The sequence below is a fragment of the Streptomyces sp. NPDC091416 genome (assembly GCF_044756845.1).
In the GTDB taxonomy this organism is placed as follows: domain Bacteria; phylum Actinomycetota; class Actinomycetes; order Streptomycetales; family Streptomycetaceae; genus Streptomyces.
Genome location: NZ_JBIVTU010000003.1, coordinates 50,899 through 73,011, shown reverse-complemented (window position 1 = coordinate 73,011; position 22,113 = coordinate 50,899). Strand labels below are relative to the sequence as shown.

Sequence of the window (22,113 nt, the reverse complement as noted above, 5' to 3'; positions counted from 1 at the left end):
GCGTGGGCGCGCGTCCGTGTCCTGTCATCGTTCGGGCAGGGGGTGATCCGGCAGCGGAAAGCGCCGGCACAGTCGCGTGACGCGGTCCGCGACCCGGCGCCGTACCTCGTCGTCCAGGGCATAGGTCCGGTCGCCCGTAGGACGTACGGCACCGAGCACGGTGTCGAACAGCTCCGCGCACTCGGCCATCTCCGTCACCCCCATGCCGCGCAGCGCGAGCACGTTGGTGCCGAGACGCACGCCGCTGGTGATCTGTGGTCCGTGCCGGTCGCCGGGGATGCTGTTCTTGTTGACGACGATCCGGCACTCCTCCAGCGACCCCTCGGCGATCTTCCCGGTCAGTCCGCGCCGGCCCACATCGATCAGGACCATGTGGGTGTCCGTGCCGCCGGTCAGCACCCGGTGTCCGAGACGGTCCAGCTCCTTCGCCAGGGCACTGGCGTCGGCGACGATCCGCTGGGTGAGCGCGCGGAAACCGGGCTCGGCCACCCGGGCCAGGGCGCGCGCCTTGGCGGCCACGGTGTTCAGCCGGGGGGTGCCCTGGAGATAGGGGAACACGGCGTCCTGGAGGGCGGCCGCGAGCGGCTTGCCCGAGGCGGTGGGGGTCTCCGCGTCGCGACCGAGCAGGATCAGTCCGCCGCGGGGCCCGTACAGCTGCTTGTAGGTGCTGGTCGTGGTCACATGGGCGACATCGACGGGGCTGGGGTGCTGGCCGGTGGCGACCAGGCCCGCGATGTGCGAGATGTCCGCCACCAGGTAGGCACCGACTTCGTCGGCGACCTCGCGGAACCGGCCGAAGTCGATGGCCCGGGGGTAGGCGCTGGCACCGCAGAAGATGAGCCGGGGCCGGTGCCTTCGCGCCAGTTCGGCCATCGCGTCGTAGTCGATGAACCCGTCGCCGTCGAGCCCGTACCGCACCGGATCGAAGAAGCGGCCGCTCATCGACGCGGCGGCGCCGTGCGTGAGGTGCCCGCCCGCCTTGAGGCCCATGCCGAGGACGGTGTCGCCCGGGTCGAGCAGGCTGCACAGGACCACCTGGTTGGCGGTGGATCCCGAGTGCGGCTGGACGTTGGCGTACCGGGCGCCGAAGGCCGTCTTCGCCCGGTCCACGGCCAGGCGTTCGACCTCGTCGACCACGTCGCAGCCCGCGTGGTAGCGGGCGCCGGGGTATCCCTCGGTGGTGACGTTGCCCGCCGCGCTGGCTTCGCAGGCCAGGACCGAGGGGTCGGCGACGCTGGCCGCGGCGACCATGGCCAGCGTTTCGTGCTGGCGGACCTGCTCGCGTGCGAGCAGCCCGTGGAGCTCCTGGTCGTGCGCGGCCAGCAGTTCCACTCCATGGGCCAGGGTGCGGCCGACGATGTCTGCCGTCATCACCTGGCCTCCTCGAGGTCGCTCAGCAGCTCCCTGGTGCGTTCCTGGTCCAGTGAGATCACCCGGAGGTAGATCTCGGCGATGGCGTTCACGTCCGTCCCCAGGTCCTGGGCGGTGCGCTCGGCGGCTTCCGCCTGTCCCGCCACGGTCGCGGCGTCGAAGACCTCGCGCAGCGGCAGGTCGACACGCAGGTACTCGCTCAGAGCGGACGCCACCTGCGTCACACCGAGCGAGTTGCCGCCCAGTTCGAAGAAGTCGTCGTGCAGACCGACCCGTTCGCCCCGCAGCACGCCCTGCCAGATGTCGGCGATCGCCCGCTCCAGGGCGGTGACGGGCTCGACGAACTCCCCGGACAGTGCCAGCGTCGCGGTCCCGGCCGCCGGAAGGGCGCGGCGGTCCACCTTCCCGTTGGCCGAGAGCGGAAGCCGCTCCAGGGGGACGAACGCGTCCGGGACCATGTAGTCCGGCAGGGATGCGGCGAGGTGCGTACGCAGTTCGCCCACGGTCGGGGGCGGGTCGCCGGCGGCCACCACGTACGCCGTGAGTCCGACGCCGTGCCCCGCCTCGTCGGTGCGTACGGCCGTCACCGCCTCGGCGATGCCCCGGTGCCGGCCGAGTGCCGCGTCGATCTCCCCCAGCTCGATCCTGAAGCCGCGCACCTTGACCTGGTGGTCGAGGCGCCCAATGAGGTGGATGGTGCCGTCCGGCGCGTAGCGCGCGAGGTCCCCGGTCCGGTACAGCCGGCTGCCGGCGGGGATGCCGGGGCGGGTGCCCGCGTACGGATGGGGCACGAAGCGCTCGGCGGTCAGTGCGGGGCGGGCCAGATAGCCGCGGGCGAGGCCGATCCCGCCGAGGCAGAGCTCTCCCGGCACCCCGGCGGGCACCGCTTCGAGCCGTTCGTCGACGATCAGTGCCTGCTGGTTCGCCATCGGCCTGCCGTACGGGATGTGGGCCCAGTCCCGGCCGACCTCGCCGACCGGCTGGACGATGGAGTGGATGGACGCCTCGGTCGCGCCGCCCATCACGATCACGTTCAGGTCCGGGAAGAGCGCCCTGGCCCGGTCCGGCAGCGGGACGGGGACCCAGTCGCCGCCGAGGAACGCGACGCGCAGCGTGGGACGGGCCGGGGAGCCGTCGCCGTAGCCGTCGACCAGGGCCTCCAGGAGCGTGGGGGCGGAGTTCCACACGGTGATGCCGTGCCGTTCGATCAGCTCGGCCCAGTGCCGTGGGTCCTTGGCGCGGCCGGGGTCGGGCAGCACCGTCATGCCGCCGGCGGCGAGCATGCCGAGCAGTTCGTACACGGACATGTCGAAGCTGAGCGAGGAGAGCGACAGGACGGAGTCGGCGGGCCCGATGTCCTGGCCCCTGTTGAGGTCGGTGATGTTGTTGACGACACCTCGGTGGGTGACGGCGACGCCCTTGGGGCTGCCGGTCGATCCCGAGGTGTAGATGACGTACGCGAGATGGGCCGGCGTCACCACGGCCGGGGACCCGCTCGCGGCCGTGGGTCCGTCGCCGTCGAGTTCCTCCACCCTCATCACCCGCACGGCCGGCACCCCGGCGCCGACGGCCACCTGGCCGGTGGCCGCGTCCTCCGGCAACCGCGGCAGGGCGGCGGAGTCGGTGAGGAGGACCGCAGGCCGGGCGTCGGCCAGCATGAAGGCAAGGCGTTCGGACGGGTAACCCGGGTCCAGCGGCACGTAGGCACCGCCCGCCTTGAGTACCCCCAGCACCGCCGCGGCCAGGTGGGAGGAGCGGTCCATGCAGATGGCCACGGGAACATCGGGCCCCACGCCGGCCGCGCGCAGTGCCGCGGCCACTTGCCCGGCCTTCCGGTCCAGCTCGCCGTAGCTGATGCCGCCACCCGTCCAGGCCAGCGCCTGCGCTGCGGGGCACTCCTCGGCCTGCCGCTCGAACAGCTGGTGCAGGCAGAGGTCCGGTGCTGGCGCCGCGGTGTCGTTCCACTCGGACACGACGCGCTCCGTCTCGGCCTCGGTGAGCCAGGGCAGTTCGCCCGTACGGCGCTGCGGGTCGTGCACCGCGGCGGTGAGCAGCACGTGGTAGTGGTCCCACAGGCGGCTGACCGTCGCGGCGTCGAAGAGGTCGTCCGCGTACTCGATGAAGCCCGTGAACACCCCGTCCGTATAACGGAGTTGCACGTCAAGGTCGCACTGTGCACCGCCGCGTTCCATCCCGGTGACGGTTGCCCGGAGGCCGGGCAGGTCCGGCTCGGGCACCGGAGCGTTCTGGAGGATGAACATCACCTGGGCCAGCGGGTTGACGCTCAGGTCGCGCTGCGGCCGGACGTCCTCGACCAGCCGCTCGAAGGGCAGGTCCTGATGGTCGAGGGCGCCCAGGGTGGTGTCGCGGACGCGGCCGAGCAGTTCGGCGAAGTCCGGGTCACCCGCCAGCGAGGTGCGCAGCAGCAGTGTGTTGATGAAACACCCGATGACCTGCTCGGTCTCCGGCGTACGGGTGGCCGCGCCGGTGCTCACCACGATGTCCTGCTGCCCGCTGTAGCGGCCGAGGAGGAGCTGGAAGGCCCCGAGGAGTGTCATGAAGGGGGTGACGCCCAGACGCTGCGACAGATCCTGGACCGCCGCCGAGAGTTCGGGAGACAGCTGTACGGCCAGTTGCCGGCCCCGCAGGGACTGCACCGCGGGGCGCGGGCGGTCGAAGGGCAGGTCCAGGACCGGCGGGGCCCCGGCCAGGGCCCCGCGCCAGTAGCCGAGCAGCTCGCCCAGGCGCTCGCTCTGGAGCTGCTCCCGCTGCCAGACCGCGAAATCCGGGTAGTGCAGCGGGAGTTCCGGCAGCTTGACGGGTTCACCGGCGCTCAGGGCCGCGTAGGCGACCCCGACCTCGCGCAGGAGTATCCCGCAGGACCACATGTCGGCGACCAGGTGGTGCAGGGTGACGGCGAGCACGTGGTCGTCCTCGGCGAGCCGCAGCACACAGGCGCGCAGCAGCGGCCCCCGGCCCAGATCGAACGGCCGGGAGGCCTCGGTGCTCAGCGTCTCATCGAGGTCCGCCTCGGCCACCTGGAGGAGCGGCAGCGCGATCGGCACGGCCGCCTCGACCACCTGCACCGCCCGTCCGTCCACCTGCCGGAACACGGTGCGCAGCGCCTCGTGCCGGTCCACGACGTGCTGCAGGGCACCGTGCAGCGCCTCGCCGTCGAGGGCGCCACGCAGCCGGAAGGCCAGCGGAATGTGGTAGGCGGCGGTGTGCGGGGTCAACTGCTCCACGAACCAGAGCCGTTCCTGGGCGGAGGCCAGGGGGAAGATCGTCGGTTGCGGGGTCTGCATGGCCGTCTCCACACGTCGGTATTGCGGTCGGGGACAACAGGGCTGCGGAGCCGTGCCCATGCCGTGGGCACCGGGCGCGGCGGATCTCAGGAGAGGGAGTCGGGGAGGGTCAGGCGCCCGGACCCGGACGTGCCGGCGAGATAGCGGGAGCGGTCCACCTTGGCGATGACCGTGCGCGCCGCGCCCTGCCCGCCCGGTCCACCGCTGCCGTCCGCTCGCCGCACACCGGCGTCCACGGAGGCGGCGACCCGGGCGACCGTCGGCTCGGCGAAGAGCTCCTGGAGCGGGACCTTCACGCCGAACCGGTCGTCGATGCGCAGGGCGAGCCGGGCCATGAGCAGGGAGTGCCAGCCCAGGGCGAAGAGGTCGTCGTCGCGCCCGACCCGGGCGGTTTCGAGGAGCTCGGCGACCATGCCGGCCACGGCCGCCTCGGTCGCACTGAGCTGCTGGGCCGCGGCCGGGGCGCGTTCCGGCGTGGCGTCGGCACTGGCCCCGAGCGCGGCCAGTGCCCGGTGGTCGACCTTGCCGTTGACCGTCAGCGGCAGGGCGGGGACCGGGCGGAAGCTGCCCGGGACCAGGTATTCGGGCAGTCGCTCGCGCAGATGGGCGCGGAGTTCGGCGGCCGTCGGCGGCGTCTGGCGGGGCACCACGTAGCCGGTGAGGCCGGTACGGCCGCGGCTGTCCAGGTCCGCCAGGACGAAGGCGTCGCGGATGCCGGGGTGGGTGCGCAGCGCCACGGCGATCTCACCCGGCTCGATCCGGTGACCGCGGATCTTGACCTGGGAGTCGGCGCGGCCGAGGTACTCCAGGGCACCGTCCGGCCGCTGCCTGGCCAGGTCGCCGGAGCGGTACATGCGCTCCCCGGCCCGGTCGGGATGGGGCACGAACCGTTCGGCCGTCAGGGCGGGCCGGCCCAGATATCCGCGTGCGACTCCCCGGCCGCCGATGCAGATCTCCCCGGCCTCACCGGGGGCCACCGCACAGCCGTCCTCGTCGAGCAGGCGCAGATCGGTGCCGCCGAGCGGAGCACCGAGCGGTACCTCGGCAACCGTGCTCCCTGGCGTCGGAACGGGGGACGGCGCCGGTCCGGCTCCCCGCCGCAGCGGCCCGTAGGTGGCGTGCACGGTGATCTCGGTGATGCCGTACATGTTGGTCAGCCGGGTCGCCGGGTCGCCGTGGGCCGCCCAGCCGGCGAGGTGGCCCGTTTCGAGCTTCTCGCCGCCGAAGATGATGTGGCGCAGGTCCAGGCCCTGGAGCATCCGCGGTGGGACGGCGGTCAGTTCGGCGAAGACGGCGGGCGTCTGGTTCAGCACGGTGACCCGGTGCCGGCGCAGCAGCTCCCAGAAGTCCGGCGGCGACAGCGTCTCCTGCGCCTCGACCAGCACGAGCTTGCCGCCGTGCACGAGCGGGCCCCACATCTCCCACACGGAGAAGTCGAAGGCGTAGGAGTGGAAGAGCGTCCACACGTCGGTGTGGTCGAAGCGGAAGTCCGCCGCCGCCGCGAAGAGGTTGGCCACGCCGCGGTGCGGCACGAGCACGCCCTTGGGCCGGCCGCTGGAGCCCGAGGTGTGGATGACGTACGCCAGCCGGCCGAGGTCGCCCGGAACGCCCGGGTCGGTGGCGGGCAGCGCCGCGAGCGTCCCGGCCTCGGCGTCGAGATCGATGACCAGGGCGTCGTGGGCGGGGAGCCGGGTCCTGGTCTCCGCGCAGGTCAGGACGATCGAGGGCCGGGCGTCTTCGAGGACGTACCCGGTCCGCGCGGACGGGTGCGCCGGGTCCAGCGGCACATGGGCGCCGCCTGCCTTGGCCACCGCGAGGACGGCCACCACGAGGTGGGGCGAGCGCGGGAGGCAGAGCGCCACGAGCGACTCGGGCACCACCCCGGCCTCCCGCAGCCGATGGGCGAGCCGGTTGGCCCGGGCGTCGAGCTCCGCGTACGTGAGCGTGCCGCCGTTCCAGACGAGCGCCGTCCGGTCCGGTGCGATCTCCGCCCGGCGGGCGAACATCTCGTGCACGGGGAGCGGTTCGGCGCTCTCCTCTCCGGTCGCGGCCGTGTTCGGGGCCGGGCCGAGGAGTCGCGGATCGGACAGCGGCGTCCGGGGGTCGCGGGTCACCGTGTCGAGTACGGTACGGAACTGATCCGCCCAGTCGCCGGCCGATGCGGACCGGACCAGCGCCGCGTCGAAGTGCAGTACTCCGTGCCACTGGCCGTCGATCTCGGCGAGGGTCACGCCGGTCTCGAACTGGCTGGGCGGCGGAGTGAACGGCACTGATTCCAGGGCGAGTCCGCCGACCGAGCCGCGAGCCCCCGCGAGTCCCAGGGCGCAGGCGGCCGCCAGCGGACCGTGCCCGCCGACCGGCCGGTGCACGGTGATGACGGCCTGGGCGAGCGCGGGCCGCCCGGGGCTGCGCCGCGGCCGCAGGCGCTCGATCAGCGCGGGCAGGGGCAGCCCGGCATGGGCGGCCGCGGCCCGGACGGTGCGGTGGGTGCGCCGGAGCAGGGCGTCGACGTCGTCGCCGCGCCCGAGCCTGCCGCGCAGCACCAGCATCCCCGCGAACAGCCCGATGCCGTCGGCCTCGTCCGCTGTGCGACGGCCGTGCTCCGGGGTGGCGACGAGCAGGTCCTGGCGGCCGCTGAGGCGGGCGAGGAGGATCTGGTAGCCGGCGAGCAGCACCGTGTAGGGGGTGGTCCGGGCGGTGGTCGCGGCGGCGGCGATCCGGGAGCTGAGCTCCGGGCCGAGCGTGAAGGGCACGCTCTCGCCCCGCGATGCCGCGGGGACCGGCTGCGGGTCGCCGACGGGCAGCGAACGGTCATGCGGTGGTCCGTCCGTGGGCAACGACGCGCCGGGCTGCGGCCCATCCGTAAGCGGCGGGCGGCCGGGCTGCGGCCCGTCCGTGGGCAGTGGCAACAGTACGGGGGCGCCCGCCAGTTCCCGGCTCCAGTACTCCCACAGCCGCTCCTGCTCGTCCGCGGCCGGCTGCCTCGGCTCTCCGCTGCCGGCCGGCCGTGCGGGTGGCGTGTCGCCCCGCAGCTCCGCGGGATAGAGCAGGTCGAGGTCGGCCAGGAGGACCTCGACCGACCAGAGGTCCGCGACGATGTGATGGATCGCGAGGACGAGTCGGTGGTCGTCGGCACCGAGCGTGAAGACCACGGCCCGCAGAAGCGGCCCCTCGGCCAGGTCGAACGGCCGGTAGGCGGCCTCGGTGAGACGCTCGCGCAAGGTCTGCGCGTCGAGCCCGGAGGCGTCGTGGCGGACGAATTCGACCCGCGGGTCCTGCCGCAGCCGTCGTACCGGACCGTCACCGGTCGCGGGGAAGGTGGAGCGCAGCCCCGGGTGCCGTGCCACCGCACCCTGCACCGCCCGCTCGAGCGCTGCGGTGTCCAGCGGCCCTCGGACGGCCACCGCCGAGGCGATCACCTGGGCGCGGCCGTCGGGCGCGACCTGATGCCCCAGCCATTGCGCGTACTGGTTCGCGGTGAGCGGGCGGTCCCCGACGGGCTCGGCGGGTACGGCGTCGGCCGGGGTGTCGACGGCCGGCTTCGGCGCCGCGACCAGCGCGGCGAGCTCGGCGAGGGTGAGGGTCGCGGCTTCCTCGAAGTCGATCCGGTACCCGAGCTCGCGTTCGATCCGGTGCTGGAGCTCCACCGTGCCCAGCGAGTCGAGGCCGAGCTCGATCAGCGTCCGGTCGGCGGGCAGGTCGTCATGGAGCAGGAGCCGGCTGAGCTCCGTACGGAGAAGGCTCAGAGCCCCGGTGGCGCGGGCGTCCGGCTGCACGGGGCCGGGAGCGGCAGGCACGTCGGGAACGGGGGGAACCCTGGGCACGACGGGCGCGTCGGGAGCGGGCAGAGCCTCGGGAAGGGCCGGCACGTCGCGAACAGGGAGGACCTCGGGAAGGGCGGGGGCGCGGGCAGGTTCCGCACCGGCTGCCGGCACGGCGTCACCTCCGTCGTCCGCGTGGACGGTCTTCAGCGAGCCGGCCAGCAGCTCCGCCTTGCAGGCGGCCCGCTGCACCTTGCCGCTGGAGGTGCGCGGCAGGCTGCCGGCCCGGATCAGCACGACCGTGTGCGGCCGGATCTGGTGCGCGGCGGCGACGGCGGCGCGGACGGCCGTCACGATCTGCGCGCGGTCACCGTCGAAGCCGCGGTCGAGTTCGTGCACGACGGCGAGCTGTTCGGCGCCGTCGTCGCCGCCGGTGAGTGAGAAGGCCGCTCCCCCGCCGGGACGCAGCGCCGGATGGCTGCGCTCGACGGTCTGCTCGATGTCCGTCGGATAGTGGTTCCGGCCGCGCACGATGATGAGGTCCTTGAGCCTGCCGACCACGTGGAGCTCGCCCCCGGACCGGTACCCCAGGTCGCCCGTGCGCAGGAAACGCGGCTCGGAGGTGCCGCTCAGGGTGGCCGCGAAGGTGGCCGCGGTGAGCTCGGGCCTGCCCAGGTATCCCTCGGAGACGCCCGGTGAGCTCACCCAGATCTCGCCGACGCTGCCGGGTTCGGTCCGTTCACGCGTGGCGGGGTCGACGATCTCCACGCGGACGCCGGGGGCCGGTGTCCCGCTGGACACCACGGGGGCGCTGCCGTCCGGCGGGGTCCCGTCCACGGCCGCCGCTGTACCGCGCGGTTTCGCCGAGACCAGCAGGGTCGCTTCGGCGAGGCCGAAGCAGGGCGTCAGTGCCTCGGCGCGGAAGCCGCTGTCAGCGAAGGCGTCGGCGAAGCGGCGCAGGGTGGAGGGACGCAGCGGCTCGGCGCCGTTGAAGGCGACCTCCCAGGAACTGAGGTCGAGCGCCGCCCGCTCCTCGGGCCCGATGCGGTCGACGCACAGGTCATAGGCGAAGTTGGGACCGCCGCTCGCCGTTCCGCCTGCCGAGCTGATCGCCTCCAGCCAGCGGGCAGGCCGCTGCGCGAACGCCGAGGGCGACATCAGCACACAGCTCCCGCCGCAGTAGACGGTGCCGAGGACCGAACCGATCAGACCCATGTCGTGGTACATGGGGAGCCAGGACACCACGCGGGTGCCGGCGGACGTCCCGAACGCCTGCTGGGTGACGTGTGCGTTGGACAGCAGGTTGCCGTGGCTGAGCACCACGCCCCGGGGGCTGCTGGTCGAACCCGAGGTGTACTGGACGAACGCCGTCGTCCGCTCATCGGCCCGGTACGGCGTCCAGCCGTCGGCCGGCGCGCCCTGCGCCACGGAATCGGTCGCGACCAGCCGCAGTCCCGCGACCGCGGGTGCCCTGGACGCCAGGCGCCCGGCGAACTCCGCGGTGGTCAGGGCCGTGTCGACGCCGCAGTCCTGGATGATGCCCGCGATGCGTTCCTGCGCACGCGCCTGGCGGGTGGGCGGATAGGCGGGGACCGCCACGGCGCCCGCGTACAGGCAGCCGAAGAACGCCGCCACGTAGTCGAGGCCCGAGGGGTAGAGCAGCAGCACCCGGCTTCCGGCCAGGCCGAGTTCCTCAAGGTGGACGCCGATCGCCCGTGCCCTGGAGTCGAGTTGCGCGTACGTCAGCTCACCGGCCGGCACCTCCCCGTCGGCGAGGTGGATGAAGGCGACACGGTCCGGTGAACGCAGTGCGGTATCGGCGAGCAGCTCGGTCCAGCTGCCTGCCACGGGGCGGATCTGGGTCATCAGCACCTCTGTCGTCCGAGGGCGCGGCGGAAACACCCACCCGTGGGTACGCGAACAGCCTGGCCACACCCGGCGGACGCAGACAGTCGGGAAGACTCCTGACACCGGCACGGCCCCGACCGGGGCCCGGACCAACGTCGCAGCGCTCTAAGGTCGCTGGCACGATCAGCCACCTGCCGCCGAGGAGACACCGTGCCCCCGATAACGTCCTTCTCCGTCGACGCCGCCTTCAACGGGCCCCCCACCAGCGCCAACGGCGGCTACGCCTGCGGTGTTCTGGCGGAGGTCGCCCGGTCCGCGGACCATCTCACCGGCCCGCTCGCGGTCTCCCTGCATCTTCCGGTTCCGCTGGACACACCACTCGCCTACCGGCCCGCCGGACGGCGTGGCCATGCCTGGCACGGGGAGGACGTGGTCGCCACGGTCACGGCGGCGAACGGCGCCCCTCCCGCACCCGCCGCCGTCTCCGCGACGGCGGCAGCGGTGGCGCAGAAGTCGTTCAGCGGGGACGGCCATCCTTTCCCGACCTGTTTCGTCTGCGGCACCGAGCGGGAGAAGGACGGCCTGTCGCTACGGCCCGGGGCCGTCGAGGGCCGTCCGGGCACGGTCGCCTGCCGCTGGCGTCCGCGCCCCGAACTGGCCGACGCGTCCGGTCTCGTACGGCCCGAGGTCGTCTGGGCCGCCCTGGACTGCCCGGGCGGCTGGACGACCGATCCGGTCCGGCGTCCCAGGCTGCTCGGCCGGATGACGGCCGGGATCGACGAACGCCCGCGCGCGGGAACGGACTATGTCGTGGTGGGCAGACTCGACGGCGTCCAGGACCGCACCGCCACGAACGTCACGGCTCTGTACGAAGCGGAGACGGGCCGCCTGCTGGCCCGGGCGAGTGCCCTCTGGATAGCCATCGAAGCGGATCCCGCGGCCTGACGCCTCCCGCGCAACGCGAAACGGGGCTCCGCCTCCGGTTTGAAGGCGAAGCCCCGTGCGCCGTTGCGTGACGGCTCCGGTCTGCTGGATCAGCGGGCGCTGAGCGGTCGCAGGTCCGTCCAGACGGTGTCGATGTGGGCCAGGCACTCCTCCTTGGACCCGCTGAAGCCCGCCTCGCTCCAGCCGTCCGGGAGATCGCGTCCGGCCCGCCAGATCGAGTACTGCTCCTCGATGTTGACGACCACCTGATAGTCCTGGGTACCACCGGCCATGTGAACCTCCCTATGTGGTGCGTCCCGACGGACGCCCTGTGCGGATACCTGTCCTTGAACGAGTCCGGTGCGGACGAGCCGGGCATCCGGAGGCGGCGACCTCCGTCGTGGAAGCCGTGGGCTGCGGCCGCCCATCAGACGGTGAACTCCTTGGCCACCAGCGTGAACCCGGCGTCCCAGGCGGCCCAGGCGACATCGGCCGGCGGCTCCTGCGCCAGCGCCCCTTCCGGGAATCCGGCGGACTTCGCCAGCAGCCGCATCCGCAGGGGGCCGTCGCCCGCGACCTTCAGCCGGAGCTCGACCCCCTCGGCCGGCGGCGCCACGTAGGTGAACCCCCAGCCCCAACGGCCCTTCACACCGGGCCGGTTGTTGCCTCCGGACCACTTCTCCCCCGCCACGGTCAGGCTCTCCACGTCACCGCTGCCGGTGTCTGCGTACAGCATCAGCTGGCCGGCCGCGCCGTGGGCCGTGCCGATGCGTACGGTGACCTCGCGCGATCCGTCTGCGCCGCGCCGGGTGGAGAGCACGCGCGCGGTCGGCGCCGGGGCCTCGGCACGGGGCGCGGGGCCGGTGAGCCACTCGTCCGGTTCCTTGAGGTACGGGAACTCCGCTGCCAGCGGGGCGGTGCCCGCGTCCACGTACGGATCGAGCCAGGGATGGCTGCTCCGGCCCGAGCTCACCCAGCGGGCGCCCTTCCCGTCGGCGACGTACACCATGCTGACCTGGGCGGGGTGCTCGCTGTCCGTGCCGTCCCGGGCCACGCCGATCCCGCAGACGACGACGCCCGCGAGAGCCGCCGCACCGGCCCCGAGGAACAGCGGCCGCCGTGCCAGGGGGCGGGCGAGCGGCGCCGCCACCAGGGCGACGAGCAGGACGAGTACGACCAGCGGCGCCATGGCGAGCACCAGTCCGAGCGCGGCGAAGAGCAGCGCCACCATGGGGGCGAGCAGTGCGGCGCCGGGCACGGCCGGCAGGGCCGCGACGGCGGTGCGCCAGGGGGAGGACGCCGGCAGCCGGACCGCGGCGGCGAACGCGGCCGCGCCGGTCAGCGCGGGCCAGAGGAAGAGGTACGAGGCGCCGGGGACGAGGAGCGCCGTGAGCAGGGTGAGGAAGGTCAGCCAGCAGGTGACCGCCGCGGTCAGCTCCAGGGAGCCGCATCTGCGCCGCAGCACCGTCGCCCAGACCCAGACGGCCACCGCGGTCACCAGACACAGGCCGAGCGCGGCCGGGCCCGGACGGTAGGGGTCGCCGAAGATGAAGCCCGCGTAGTGCGGCCGGACGAGGGTCATCAGCTGCCAGCCCGCCCAGCCGACGGCGGCTGCCGTGATCAGTGGCAGGGGCACCGTGGCGGCGGCGATCGTCATGGCCCGGCCCGTGACCGCGCGCCGCCGTAGCGCGAGCCAGACGACGACGGCGGACGCGGCCACCGATATCCCGGCCAGCGGCAGCACCAGAGCGCCCGGGTAGCGCACCAGGAGCGGCCCGAGCGTGAAGTAGGTGGCCTCGCCGCCCCTGCCCGTCGCGGCGATGTCCGATGCGGCCAGGCTCCTGGTGGCGCTCAGGACCGTGGCGCCCATGTCCTGGAGCGAGGCCTTGCTGGAGTTGGCGAGCTTGTCCTGGGGCGTGTCGTAGTTGGCCGACGTACCGACGTTGGCGAAGTTCATTCCGGTGAAGCCGGCCTCGCGGAAGACCGTGAAGTCGGTGTTGTTGGGAAGCAGCCGGTACACCTCGTAGGCGAGCGAGGTGGTGACCGGCGCGTGGTCGGCCAGCGCGGGCACGAGCGCCGCGTTGTGCGCACCGGTCTCGAACATGACCGCGCGGCCCGAGGTGCCGCGGGACTCCAGATTGAGGACGACGGTACGGTTCGGATCGCCCCGGTCGTCGGCGGCGAGCCGGCCCCGGGCACCCATCAGGCCCAGTTCCTCGCCGTCGGTGAACAGGACGGTGATGTCGTTGCGCGGCGCGGGGCCCGACCGCAGCGCCCGCACGGTTTCGAGCAGCGTCGCCACACCGTGCGCGTCGTCCGTGGCTCCCGGCCCGATCTCCACCGAGTCGTAGTGGGCCACGACCAGGACCCTGCCCGTCGGATCGCTGCCGGGGATCGTGGCCTCGATGTTCTGGACCGGGGCCGCCATGGCGTGCCCCGGGGTCCGGTCGACGCCGAGCTCCTTGTGGACCACCGGGTCCAGGCCGAGTCCGCGCAGGTTCTGCACGAGCTGGTCCCGTACCCGATCGTGCGCGGCCGACCCGACGGGGCGCGGTCCCGTCGCGATCTGTTCGACATGGGCATGGGCACGTACGGCCGAGAACTCCGCGGCGGGCGCGTCGGCCGGCAGCGGGTCGGGCGGTGTGGAGACGGACAGCACACCGAGGACCGCCACGGCCAGCGTGACGAGGAGGACCAGCAGGCCGGGCAGCAGCCGCCGCCGGCCGGAGTCGGGCGTCTGCTCCGGGGCCGCGGCGGCGGGGATCTGGATCTCGCGCAGCGTCATTCGCCGTCCGTTCCTGTCGGTGTGGCCGGACTTCCGGCGCCCTCGTGCCCGGGCTCGGTGTCCGGGTCGGGGACGTGGCCGATCCTGCGGTTGGAGAGCAGGGGCAGGGCCGCGCACGTGACGCCGGCGAGCACGACGGCTGCGAGGAAGAAGGGCGCGCGCAGCCCGAACCGGTCCGCGGCCAGCCCTCCCGCGAGGCCACCGAGCGGCGAGAGGCCGTTGATGACCAGCCGGTAGGCGCCGTTGATCCGGCCGAACCTGTCCGGTGGAATGAGCGCCTGACGCAGCGTCGTGGTGACCACGTTGACCAGGGCGACGCTGATCCCGGCGAAGGCGAACACGACGGCGGCGATCAGCGGCTGCGAAGTGATGCCGCCCAGCACGAAGACGAACGGGCAGATGCCGAGCGACAGTTGCAGGACACGGCCGCGTCCCAGTCCGGCGATCAGTTTCGGGGCCGCGGTCAGCCCGGCGAGACCGCCGACCGCGATCACCAGGAGCAGCAGGCCGTACACGGTCTCGCTGACGTGCAGCACGTGCAGGGCGTAGAGGACGGCGACGCCCATCACCGCGAGGACCGCGAAGTTCAGCAGCCCCGCCATCACACAGACGGTGCGCAGCAGCGGGTGGCGCCACAGCCAGACCACGGCCTCGCCGGTCTGGGAACCGAGCAGCCGCAGGGTGACCCGGCCCTCGTCCGCGGCCGTGCGGCCCGACGCCGGCCGCACTCCGAAGATGAGGAGTGCGGAGAGGGCGAAGCAGACCGTGGCCAGGCCGAAGGGCAGCAGGTGGGCGGTGGCGAACAGGGCCGTGCCCACCGGTGCGCCGAGGAACTCCATCGTGACCAGGCGCCCGGTCAGCAGTTTGCTGTTGGCCGAGTCCAGCGAATGGGAGCCGGCCACGTCGGGAACGACGGCCTGGGACAGGTTGTCCGCCATCGTCTCGATCGAGCTGAGCAGAAAGGCCGTGACCGCGAGGACGGGGATGGTGACCCGGTCCCCCATGATGGCCGACACGAAGCCCGCCAGGACGACGGCCCTGGCGACATCGCAGATCCAGAGCATCCGCCAGCGGTCGAGATGATCGATCAGGGTGCCGGAGAACGGGCCGACGAGGACCCACGGCAGTTGGCCCGCGACCGCCACCAGCGACACCGCGACGGGGTCGCTGGAGACGGTGGCGGCGTACACGGACAGGGCGAATATCCGGACGCCGTCGCCCAGCCCGGAGATCGAGGTCGCGGTCCACAGTCGCCAGAATCCTGCCCCGAAGCGGCGTTTCGGCACCGTAGCGGTGCTCGGTTCAGCCACCACGGGCGCCTCCTTTCTGAGGCACTTGAGCAGCAGAGGTACGCCGATACTGGCAACCACCCGCCGCGTGCAGCAGTCGGGGGAATCCCCCACGGCGACGGCCGGTGCGCCCGCCGGTCAGGGAGCCTCCTGACCCGCGGGCGCGGCACGGTCCGGAACCTGGTCCGGGGCATCCCGTCCGGAGCGGGCCGGGGCTCGCGCGCCCCGGCCCGCTCCGGACGGGATGCCCTAGGGTGCGCGCATGATCACCCCTGCCGCGCAGCACCTGCGGGTGCTGCCCTCCGAGTTCACCGTCGAACAGCTGCCGGCCGGGCACCTGCCGCCGGACGGTTCCTGGTACGTCCTGCACCGGGCCCCGGAAGGCCTGACCGTGGTGCGCGAGATACCGCCGTCCCCGGCGGCGGAGCCCGTCGGGGACGGCGCTCCGCAACGCTGGGCCGGCCTCTACGGCGAGACGTCGCACGGCCTCGACCTGCCCGGCATGCTGGCGGCCGTGCTCGGCCCGCTCGCGGCAGCGGGCGTCCCGGTCTTCGTCTCGTCGAGCTACCTCAGCGACCTGGTCCTGGTGCCCCGTGAACGCCGGGCCGAAGCCTGTTCGGTACTGCGGGAGGCGGGCCACCACGTGGCCGGGTGAGCGCGGGCGGCGCCGCCGGGCCCGGGGTGTCAGGAGGGTTCCCGACTGCCTGGCGGTACCGGACCACTGCGAGCCTTGCGCGAACGGCCCCGACCCTGGCCGTTGACTCCAGGAGGCTGAACGTGGGACTGGCACATGCCGAAGAAGCCGAAGACCTCGAGATCCGGGCGGACGACGGTGTGCCCTGCCTGGCACTGGACGGACAGGAGAGCGCGACGGTCCGCGACATCACCGACACCCTCCTCGACGAGGACCCGGAGCGCCCTCTCGAGGACCGGCTGAACCGCATCTCGGTCCGCTCCCACGAGCTTCCGTTCCGTCTGCGCCGGCGGCTCACCGAATTCCGGCTCACCGGGCAGCCGTACGGCGGCCTCGTGGTCTCCGGACTCCCGCTGGACGCCGCCGCTCTCGGCCCGACCCCGCTGGAGTACACCGACGATCCCCGGAGCCGCGAGACGGACCGGGCAGCGGCGGTCCTCCTTCTGATCGGTTCGCTGATCGGCGACCCGATCTCCTATCTCACCCAGCAGCGCGGCCGGCTGGTCCTGGACGTCTTCCCGGTGGCCGGGCACGAGCAGTCCCAGCTGGGTTCGAGCTCCACGGTCAACCTGGAATGGCACAACGAGGACGCGTTCCATCCGCTGCGCGCGGACTGGATCATGCTGTTCTGCCTGCGCAACCCCGACCGGGTGCCGACCACCTTCGCGCCGGTCCAGGACCTGCCCCTGGACGCGGAGACGCGGCGGATCCTCTTCGAGGAGCGGTTCATCATCCTCCCCGACGAGTCGCACACCGCCGCGTTCAACGAGACGACGACCGGCCTGGAGACCGACGCCTGGGCAGACAAGGCGTTCCGGCAGATCGCGGAGATGAACAGCAGTCCCCGGCCCACCGCGATTCTCAGCGGCAGCCAGGACGCCCCGTTCATCCGCATCGACCCGGCCTTCATGCAGCGCTCGCTCTCGGACCCGGCCGCCGAGAAGGCGCTGGAGACCGTGATCGCGGCCTTCGACACCCGACTGCGCGACGTCTCCCTCGCCCCCGGCGAGCTCCTGCTCATCGACAACAAGCGGGCGATCCACGGGCGTCGCCCGTTCAAGGCCCGCTACGACGGCACCGACCGCTGGCTGCGGCGCATCAACGTCACGTCGAACCTGCGCGATTCCGAGGACCGCCGCTACGGCTCGCACGGACGCGCGCTGGTCTGAGAGGGCGTGCGGGAGCCCGGTCCCGGCCGGGTTCGCGCACCCGATGTGCCCGCCAGCCCGCCCATCGCGACAGGAGAACCCTTGACCACCGCACCAGAATCCGGGTCCGCGGCGACGGACGACCGGCCGGAGGACGACGAGCCGCTGATGGCCGAGACGTCCTTCAGCCAGCAGAGCCTGTGGCTGCTCGACCAGGTCGACCCGGGTCAGCCGACGTACAACGTGCTCGCGGCGGCGCGCATCCGGGGCGCGCTCGACGTCACCGCGCTGCGCCGGGCGCTCGACAGCGTCGTCGAACGGCACGAGTCGCTGCGCACCGTCTTCCACTTCGACGGTGTGGAACCGCTCCAGGTCATCCTCGACGAGCTGCGGATCGAACTGCCGGTCGTCGAGGTGGCGGGCCGGGACGCCGACGAGCTCATCCTCGCCGAGATCGAGCGGCCGTTCTCCCTGGACACCGGACCGCTCCTGCGCATGCGGCTGCTGAGGTGTTCGCCCGAGGAGCACATCGCCGTCCTGACGATGCATCACATCATCACGGACGGATGGTCGTCGGGCATCCTCTTCCAGGAGCTCTCGCTCTGCTACGAGGCCCATGCGAGCGGCCGGCTGCCCCAGTTGGAACCGCTTCCCCTCCAGTACGTCGACTACGCGCTCTGGCAGCGTGAGTCGCTGCAGGGCGAGACGCTGAAGGGGCTGGTGGAGTACTGGCGGGACCGCCTCGCCGGCCTCTCCCCGCTCCAGCTCCCCACCGACCGGCCGCGACCCGCCGAACCGTCCTCGGCCGGCGCCGTGCACCCGTTCACCATTCCCACGGCCCTGGTCACCAGGGTGGACCGGCTCGCCCGCGAGCACGAGGCCAGCCCGTTCATGGTGTTCCTCGCGGCTTTCAACGTCCTGCTCGGCCGGTACTCGGGGAGCGACGACATCTCCGTGGCCACCCCGGTCGCGGGCCGGGGCCGTTCCGAACTCGCCGGTCTGATCGGGTTCTTCGTCAACACCCTTCCCCTGCGCGTCGACAGCTCCGGCGACCCCGCCTTCACCGAACTCATCGCCCGGGCCCGGGAAGCCTGTCTCGGCGCGTACGCCCATCAGGATCTGCCGTACGAGAAGCTGGTGGAGGAGCTCCGGCCCGCGCGCTACGCGGGACTCGGCGGCCCTCTCTCGCAGGTCATGTTCTCCCTGCAGAACCTGCCGCAGGAGGGCTGGTCCGCGGGCGGACTGTCCTTCGAGGCGATGCCGGTGGCCACGCGCACCGCGAAGTTCGATCTCTCGCTCGAGATCACGCCGGGGGCGGAGTTCGCCGATGCCACCCTCGAGTACAGCACCGAGCTGTTCGACGCCGAAACGGCCGAGCGGATGGCGCGGCAGTTCGTGACCTTGCTGCACTCCGTCGCCACCCGGCCGCAGGAGCCCGTCTCCCGGCTGCGGTTGCTCGACGAGGACGAGCGCGACCGGCTTCTCGGCTCCGCCCATGAGCCCGTGCCGGATGCGGAGGATCAACCCGACTGCCTGCACCGGGCTTTCGCGCGCCGGGCCGCCGCCGCACCCGCTGACATCGCTGTGGTCTGCGGGCCGCGGCAGGTCACCTACGCGGAGCTGGACGCCGCCGCGGACCGGCTCGCCTGGCATCTGCGGGACCGCGGCGTCGCGCCCGGCACACCCGTCGCCGTGCTCCTGCCCCGGTCGCCGGAGCTGATCACGGCCTACCTGGGTGTACTCAAGGCCGGTGGACACTACGTGCCGCTCGACCCGGACTACCCGCCCGACCGGATCGACTACATGGTGACCGACTCGGACGCCTCCCTGGTCATCACCACGGCCGAGTGCGCCGCGCAGCCGTATCTGCGGGGCCGTGAAGCCGTGCTGCTCGACGCGCTGCCGCCCGAGTCCCGCCCGGGACCGCCGCCGGACGAGACCACGCCGGACCAGCTCGCCTACCTCATCTACACCTCCGGCTCCACCGGACGCCCCAAGGGCGCCATGAACACCCACCGCGGCGTCACCGCCTTCGCCCGCGCGCTGGCCGGCTCCCTCGGGTTCACCCCGCAGGACAGGGCCCTGCAACTGGCACCGCTGGGCTTCGACGTGGTCGCCGAAGAGGTCTATCCGCATCTGCTCACGGGCGGCTCGATAGCCCTGCCCGACGGAAAGCCGCCGGTGGCGACGGACGAGCTGTGGGAGCTCGTCGCAGCGACCGGCGCCACCGTTCTGTCCACCACGCCCAGCCGGCTCGGCGCCATCACCCGGGCCGAACGGGAGACCGTGCCCTCCTGTCTGCGCATCCTGATCTTCGGCAGCGAGGCGGCGCCCGCGCTCGGCCGGCTGATGCCGTGGCGGCAGTGGCCCGGCCGGCTCGTACAGGTCTACGGAGTGACCGAGGCCGCGTGCACCTCCGTGGCGGCGCCCGTCGACTACGACGGCGCCGCCGACGCCATCGCCCCGCTGGGCCGTCCGCTGCCGCACTGCCGGGCCTACGTGCTGGACGCGTGGCTGGAGCCGGTGCCGCCGGGTGTCGCCGGCGAGCTGTGTCTGGGCGGTCCTTCCGTCGGCCGCGGCTACCACGCCCGCCCGGGCCTCACCGCCGAACGCTTCGTGCCCGACCCGCACTCGGCCACGCCGGGCGCCCGGCTCTACCGCACCGGCGATGTGGTGAGCCGGCGCGCCGACGGCAGCCTTCAGTTCGTCGGCCGGTCCGACCAGCAGGTGAAGATCCGGGGCTACCGGGTGGAGCCGGGCGAGGTGGAGGCCGTGCTGAACCGGCACCCCGGACTCTCCGGCGGCGCGGTCATCGCCCGGCCCGATGCCCTGGGCGCCCAGCAGCTGGTGGCGTACCCGGTGCCCGTCCCCGGCGGTGGAGCCGACCCCGGGGAGCTGCGGGACTTCCTGGCCGAGCGGCTGCCGGAGTGGATGGTGCCCGCCCTGTACGTGCCGCTGGCCGAGCTCCCGCTGACCGCCAACGGCAAGGTCGACCGGGCGGCGCTGCCGGACGCGTCGGGAGCCGCCGCGTCGGCGCGCTACGTGGCACCGCGGACCCCCGTGGAGGAGGAACTCGCCCGGATCTGGGCGGAGCTCCTGGGCATGGAGCAAGTCGGTGTCCACGACAACTTCTTCGATCTGGGCGGCCATTCGCTGCTCGCCGTGCGGATGCTCGCCGATGTGAGCGAGACGCTCGGCATCCAGGTCCCGATGCGGATCCTGTTCACGATCGAGCCGACCGTCGCCGAGGTCGCGCAGCACATCTTCGAACTGCTCCTCGCGGACGGCACGGACGATGCCGACGCTGCGGAGGACGCTGACCGTACGAACGGCTCTGCCGGTGCCGCCGGGGAGGCCGGAGCATGACGGCGGGCCCGGCCGACCTGGCCGCGCGAGCACGCATCGAGGCCGCCCTGCTGGCCCGGCGCTCCCGGACGGGCCGGGCCGCGGTCCCCCGGCTGCCGAGGAGCGAGGGCGACAACCGCTTCCCGCTGTCACCGGTCCAGCACCTGATGTGGCACCTCCACCACGACTCGCCCACGCGGAACACCTGGGTCACCCTCGGCGGCATCAGGCTGTTCGGCGCTCTGGACATCGGCGCGCTCGAACGCGCCTGGGCCGCCCTGGCCGACCGGCACGAGGCCTTGCGGACGGTGTTCACCACCGAGGAGCACGGCGAACCCGCGCAGATCGTGCGACCGTCCAGCACCGGCCACCTGTCCTTCCAGGTCGTCGAAGTGACGCCGGAGGGCGCCGACGACGCCATGGGGGACTTCTTCGACGAACCCTTCGACCTGTGCGCCGATCCGCCGGGGCGGCTCCGGGTCCTGCGGGTGGGGCCCGAAGAGCACCACATCGCCATCGTGGTGCACCACATCGTCAGTGACGGCCACACCATGTCGGTGCTCATCGAGGAACTGACCGCCCTGTACTTCGCCTGCTCGGCCGGGCTTCCTTCACCGCTGGCGCCGCTGACGCTCCAGCCCGCGGACCTCGCCGCCTGGCAGGGCGGGCGGCTGACCGCGGCCCGGCGCCGGCAACTGCTCGACTACTGGCGGACCGCCCTGGACGGCGTCCTGGTCCCGGTCCCGCCCAGCGACGTGGCGCCGCGGCCGGCGACCGACTGCACCGGGAGGACCTATCAGCTGCCGGTCTCCGACCGGACCGTGACCGCGTTGCGGCAGCTCGCCAGGAAGCACGGAGCCACCCCGTTCATGGTGAGTCTGGCCGCCTTCCAGATACTGCTCGCCCGCTGGACGGGAGTACGTGACGGAGCGGTCACCACTCCCTACTCCTGCCGGGACCGCCCCGAGGCCGACCGCCTCGTCGGCGCCTTCATCAATCTGCTGCTCGTGCGGGCGGATCTGTCCGGTGACCCCACGTACCTCCAGGTCCTCGAACGCGTACGCGACCGGACTGCGGCTGACTTCGAGCACCACGACCTCCCGGTGGCCGAGGTGATCGAGGCCCTCGGCCAGGAGCCCGCGGCCGGCCGGCGCGACCTGCTGCGCGCCCTGTTCACCGAGGAGAGCAACCCCGCCGTACCCGACGAGGCCGAGGAGGTCCTGCGCAGCGAGATGGTCATGGATCCACCGTGGCGCCAGGCGGAGCGGGACTTCACGCTCCGGGTGACACACGACGCGACGGCCGGGACCCACGTCGTCGTCACGTACCGGACCAACAGGTACACCGCCGCGAGGGTACGGGACATCGCCGCCGACTACCGCGACCTGCTCGACCGGATCGCGGCCGATCCTTCGTTCCGCGTCTTCGACGAGCGCGGCGGGCCGCCCCTGCGCGTCCCGTCCCTGCCTCCGGCCGTGGGCGGAGCCTGACCGGCCGTCTTCCGCGGCTCATGAAGGAGCGTGGGGGGGGGGGGGGGGGGCGGCGGGGGGGGGGGGGGGGGGGGGCCCGCGCCCCCCCCCGGCCCCCCCCCCCCCCCCCCCCGCGGGGGGGGCCCCCGGGGGCCCCCCCCCCCCCGAGCGCGC

11 protein-coding genes are annotated in these 22,113 nt (G+C 73.1%); 5 read left to right on the top strand and 6 right to left on the bottom strand.

Annotated elements, in window-relative coordinates:
• Positions 1–24: 24 nt before the first annotated feature.
• The 3 genes from glyA to ACIQMX_RS11060 all read right to left on the bottom strand — a co-directional run bounded on the left by glyA (position 25) and on the right by ACIQMX_RS11060 (position 10,303).
• Positions 25–1,371 carry a serine hydroxymethyltransferase gene (glyA, locus tag ACIQMX_RS11070; protein ID WP_402476641.1) on the bottom strand — a complete coding sequence of 449 codons (1,347 nt, stop codon included), beginning with the start codon at positions 1,369–1,371 and terminating at the stop codon, positions 25–27.
• Positions 1,371–4,676: an amino acid adenylation domain-containing protein gene (locus ACIQMX_RS11065; protein ID WP_402476639.1), complete on the bottom strand. Its 3,306-nt coding sequence runs from the start codon at positions 4,674–4,676 to the stop codon at positions 1,371–1,373. Before ACIQMX_RS11065 ends, glyA begins: the two co-directional genes overlap by 1 nt.
• Before the next feature lie 86 nt (positions 4,677–4,762).
• Positions 4,763–10,303, bottom strand: a complete 5,541-nt coding sequence (locus ACIQMX_RS11060) for an amino acid adenylation domain-containing protein (RefSeq protein WP_402476636.1) — start codon at positions 10,301–10,303, stop codon at positions 4,763–4,765.
• Positions 10,304–10,495: 192 nt separating this feature from the next.
• Here ACIQMX_RS11060 and ACIQMX_RS11055 point away from each other — a divergent pair, with 192 nt between their 5' ends.
• Positions 10,496–11,230, top strand: coding sequence for a hypothetical protein (locus ACIQMX_RS11055; RefSeq protein WP_402476634.1), 735 nt, complete (start codon positions 10,496–10,498; stop codon positions 11,228–11,230).
• 89 nt (positions 11,231–11,319) lie between these two features.
• On the opposite strand, the gene ACIQMX_RS11050 is transcribed toward ACIQMX_RS11055, so the two are convergent.
• From ACIQMX_RS11050 to ACIQMX_RS11040, 3 genes are all read right to left on the bottom strand, one after another.
• Positions 11,320–11,502, bottom strand: coding sequence for an MbtH family NRPS accessory protein (locus ACIQMX_RS11050; RefSeq protein ID WP_363071958.1), 183 nt, complete (start codon positions 11,500–11,502; stop codon positions 11,320–11,322).
• A gap of 134 nt (positions 11,503–11,636) precedes the next feature.
• On the bottom strand, positions 11,637–13,994 hold the full coding sequence (locus ACIQMX_RS11045; RefSeq protein WP_363071956.1) for a M20/M25/M40 family metallo-hydrolase: 2,358 nt from the start codon (positions 13,992–13,994) through the stop codon (positions 11,637–11,639).
• The gene (locus ACIQMX_RS11040) at positions 13,991–15,304 is read right to left on the bottom strand and encodes an MFS transporter (protein WP_363071954.1); all 1,314 of its coding nucleotides are present in this window, start codon (positions 15,302–15,304) and stop codon (positions 13,991–13,993) included. The genes ACIQMX_RS11045 and ACIQMX_RS11040 overlap by 4 nt, the downstream gene beginning before the upstream one ends.
• Before the next feature lie 241 nt (positions 15,305–15,545).
• On the opposite strand from ACIQMX_RS11040, the gene ACIQMX_RS11035 reads away from it, so the two are divergent.
• From ACIQMX_RS11035 to ACIQMX_RS11020, 4 genes are all read left to right on the top strand, one after another.
• Complete coding sequence (locus ACIQMX_RS11035) at positions 15,546–15,938, top strand: ACT domain-containing protein (protein WP_363077853.1); 393 nt, start codon at positions 15,546–15,548, stop codon at positions 15,936–15,938.
• A gap of 122 nt (positions 15,939–16,060) precedes the next feature.
• A complete protein-coding gene (gene gntD, locus ACIQMX_RS11030) occupies positions 16,061–17,146 on the top strand; it encodes a guanitoxin biosynthesis L-enduracididine beta-hydroxylase GntD (protein ID WP_363077855.1) in 1,086 nt (361 codons plus the stop codon).
• An 81-nt stretch (positions 17,147–17,227) separates the two neighbouring features.
• Complete coding sequence (locus tag ACIQMX_RS11025; RefSeq protein ID WP_363077857.1) at positions 17,228–20,491, top strand: amino acid adenylation domain-containing protein; 3,264 nt, start codon at positions 17,228–17,230, stop codon at positions 20,489–20,491.
• A complete protein-coding gene (locus ACIQMX_RS11020) occupies positions 20,488–21,960 on the top strand; it encodes a condensation domain-containing protein (protein WP_402476626.1) in 1,473 nt (490 codons plus the stop codon). The genes ACIQMX_RS11025 and ACIQMX_RS11020 overlap by 4 nt, the downstream gene beginning before the upstream one ends.
• Positions 21,961–22,113: the final 153 nt, after the last annotated feature.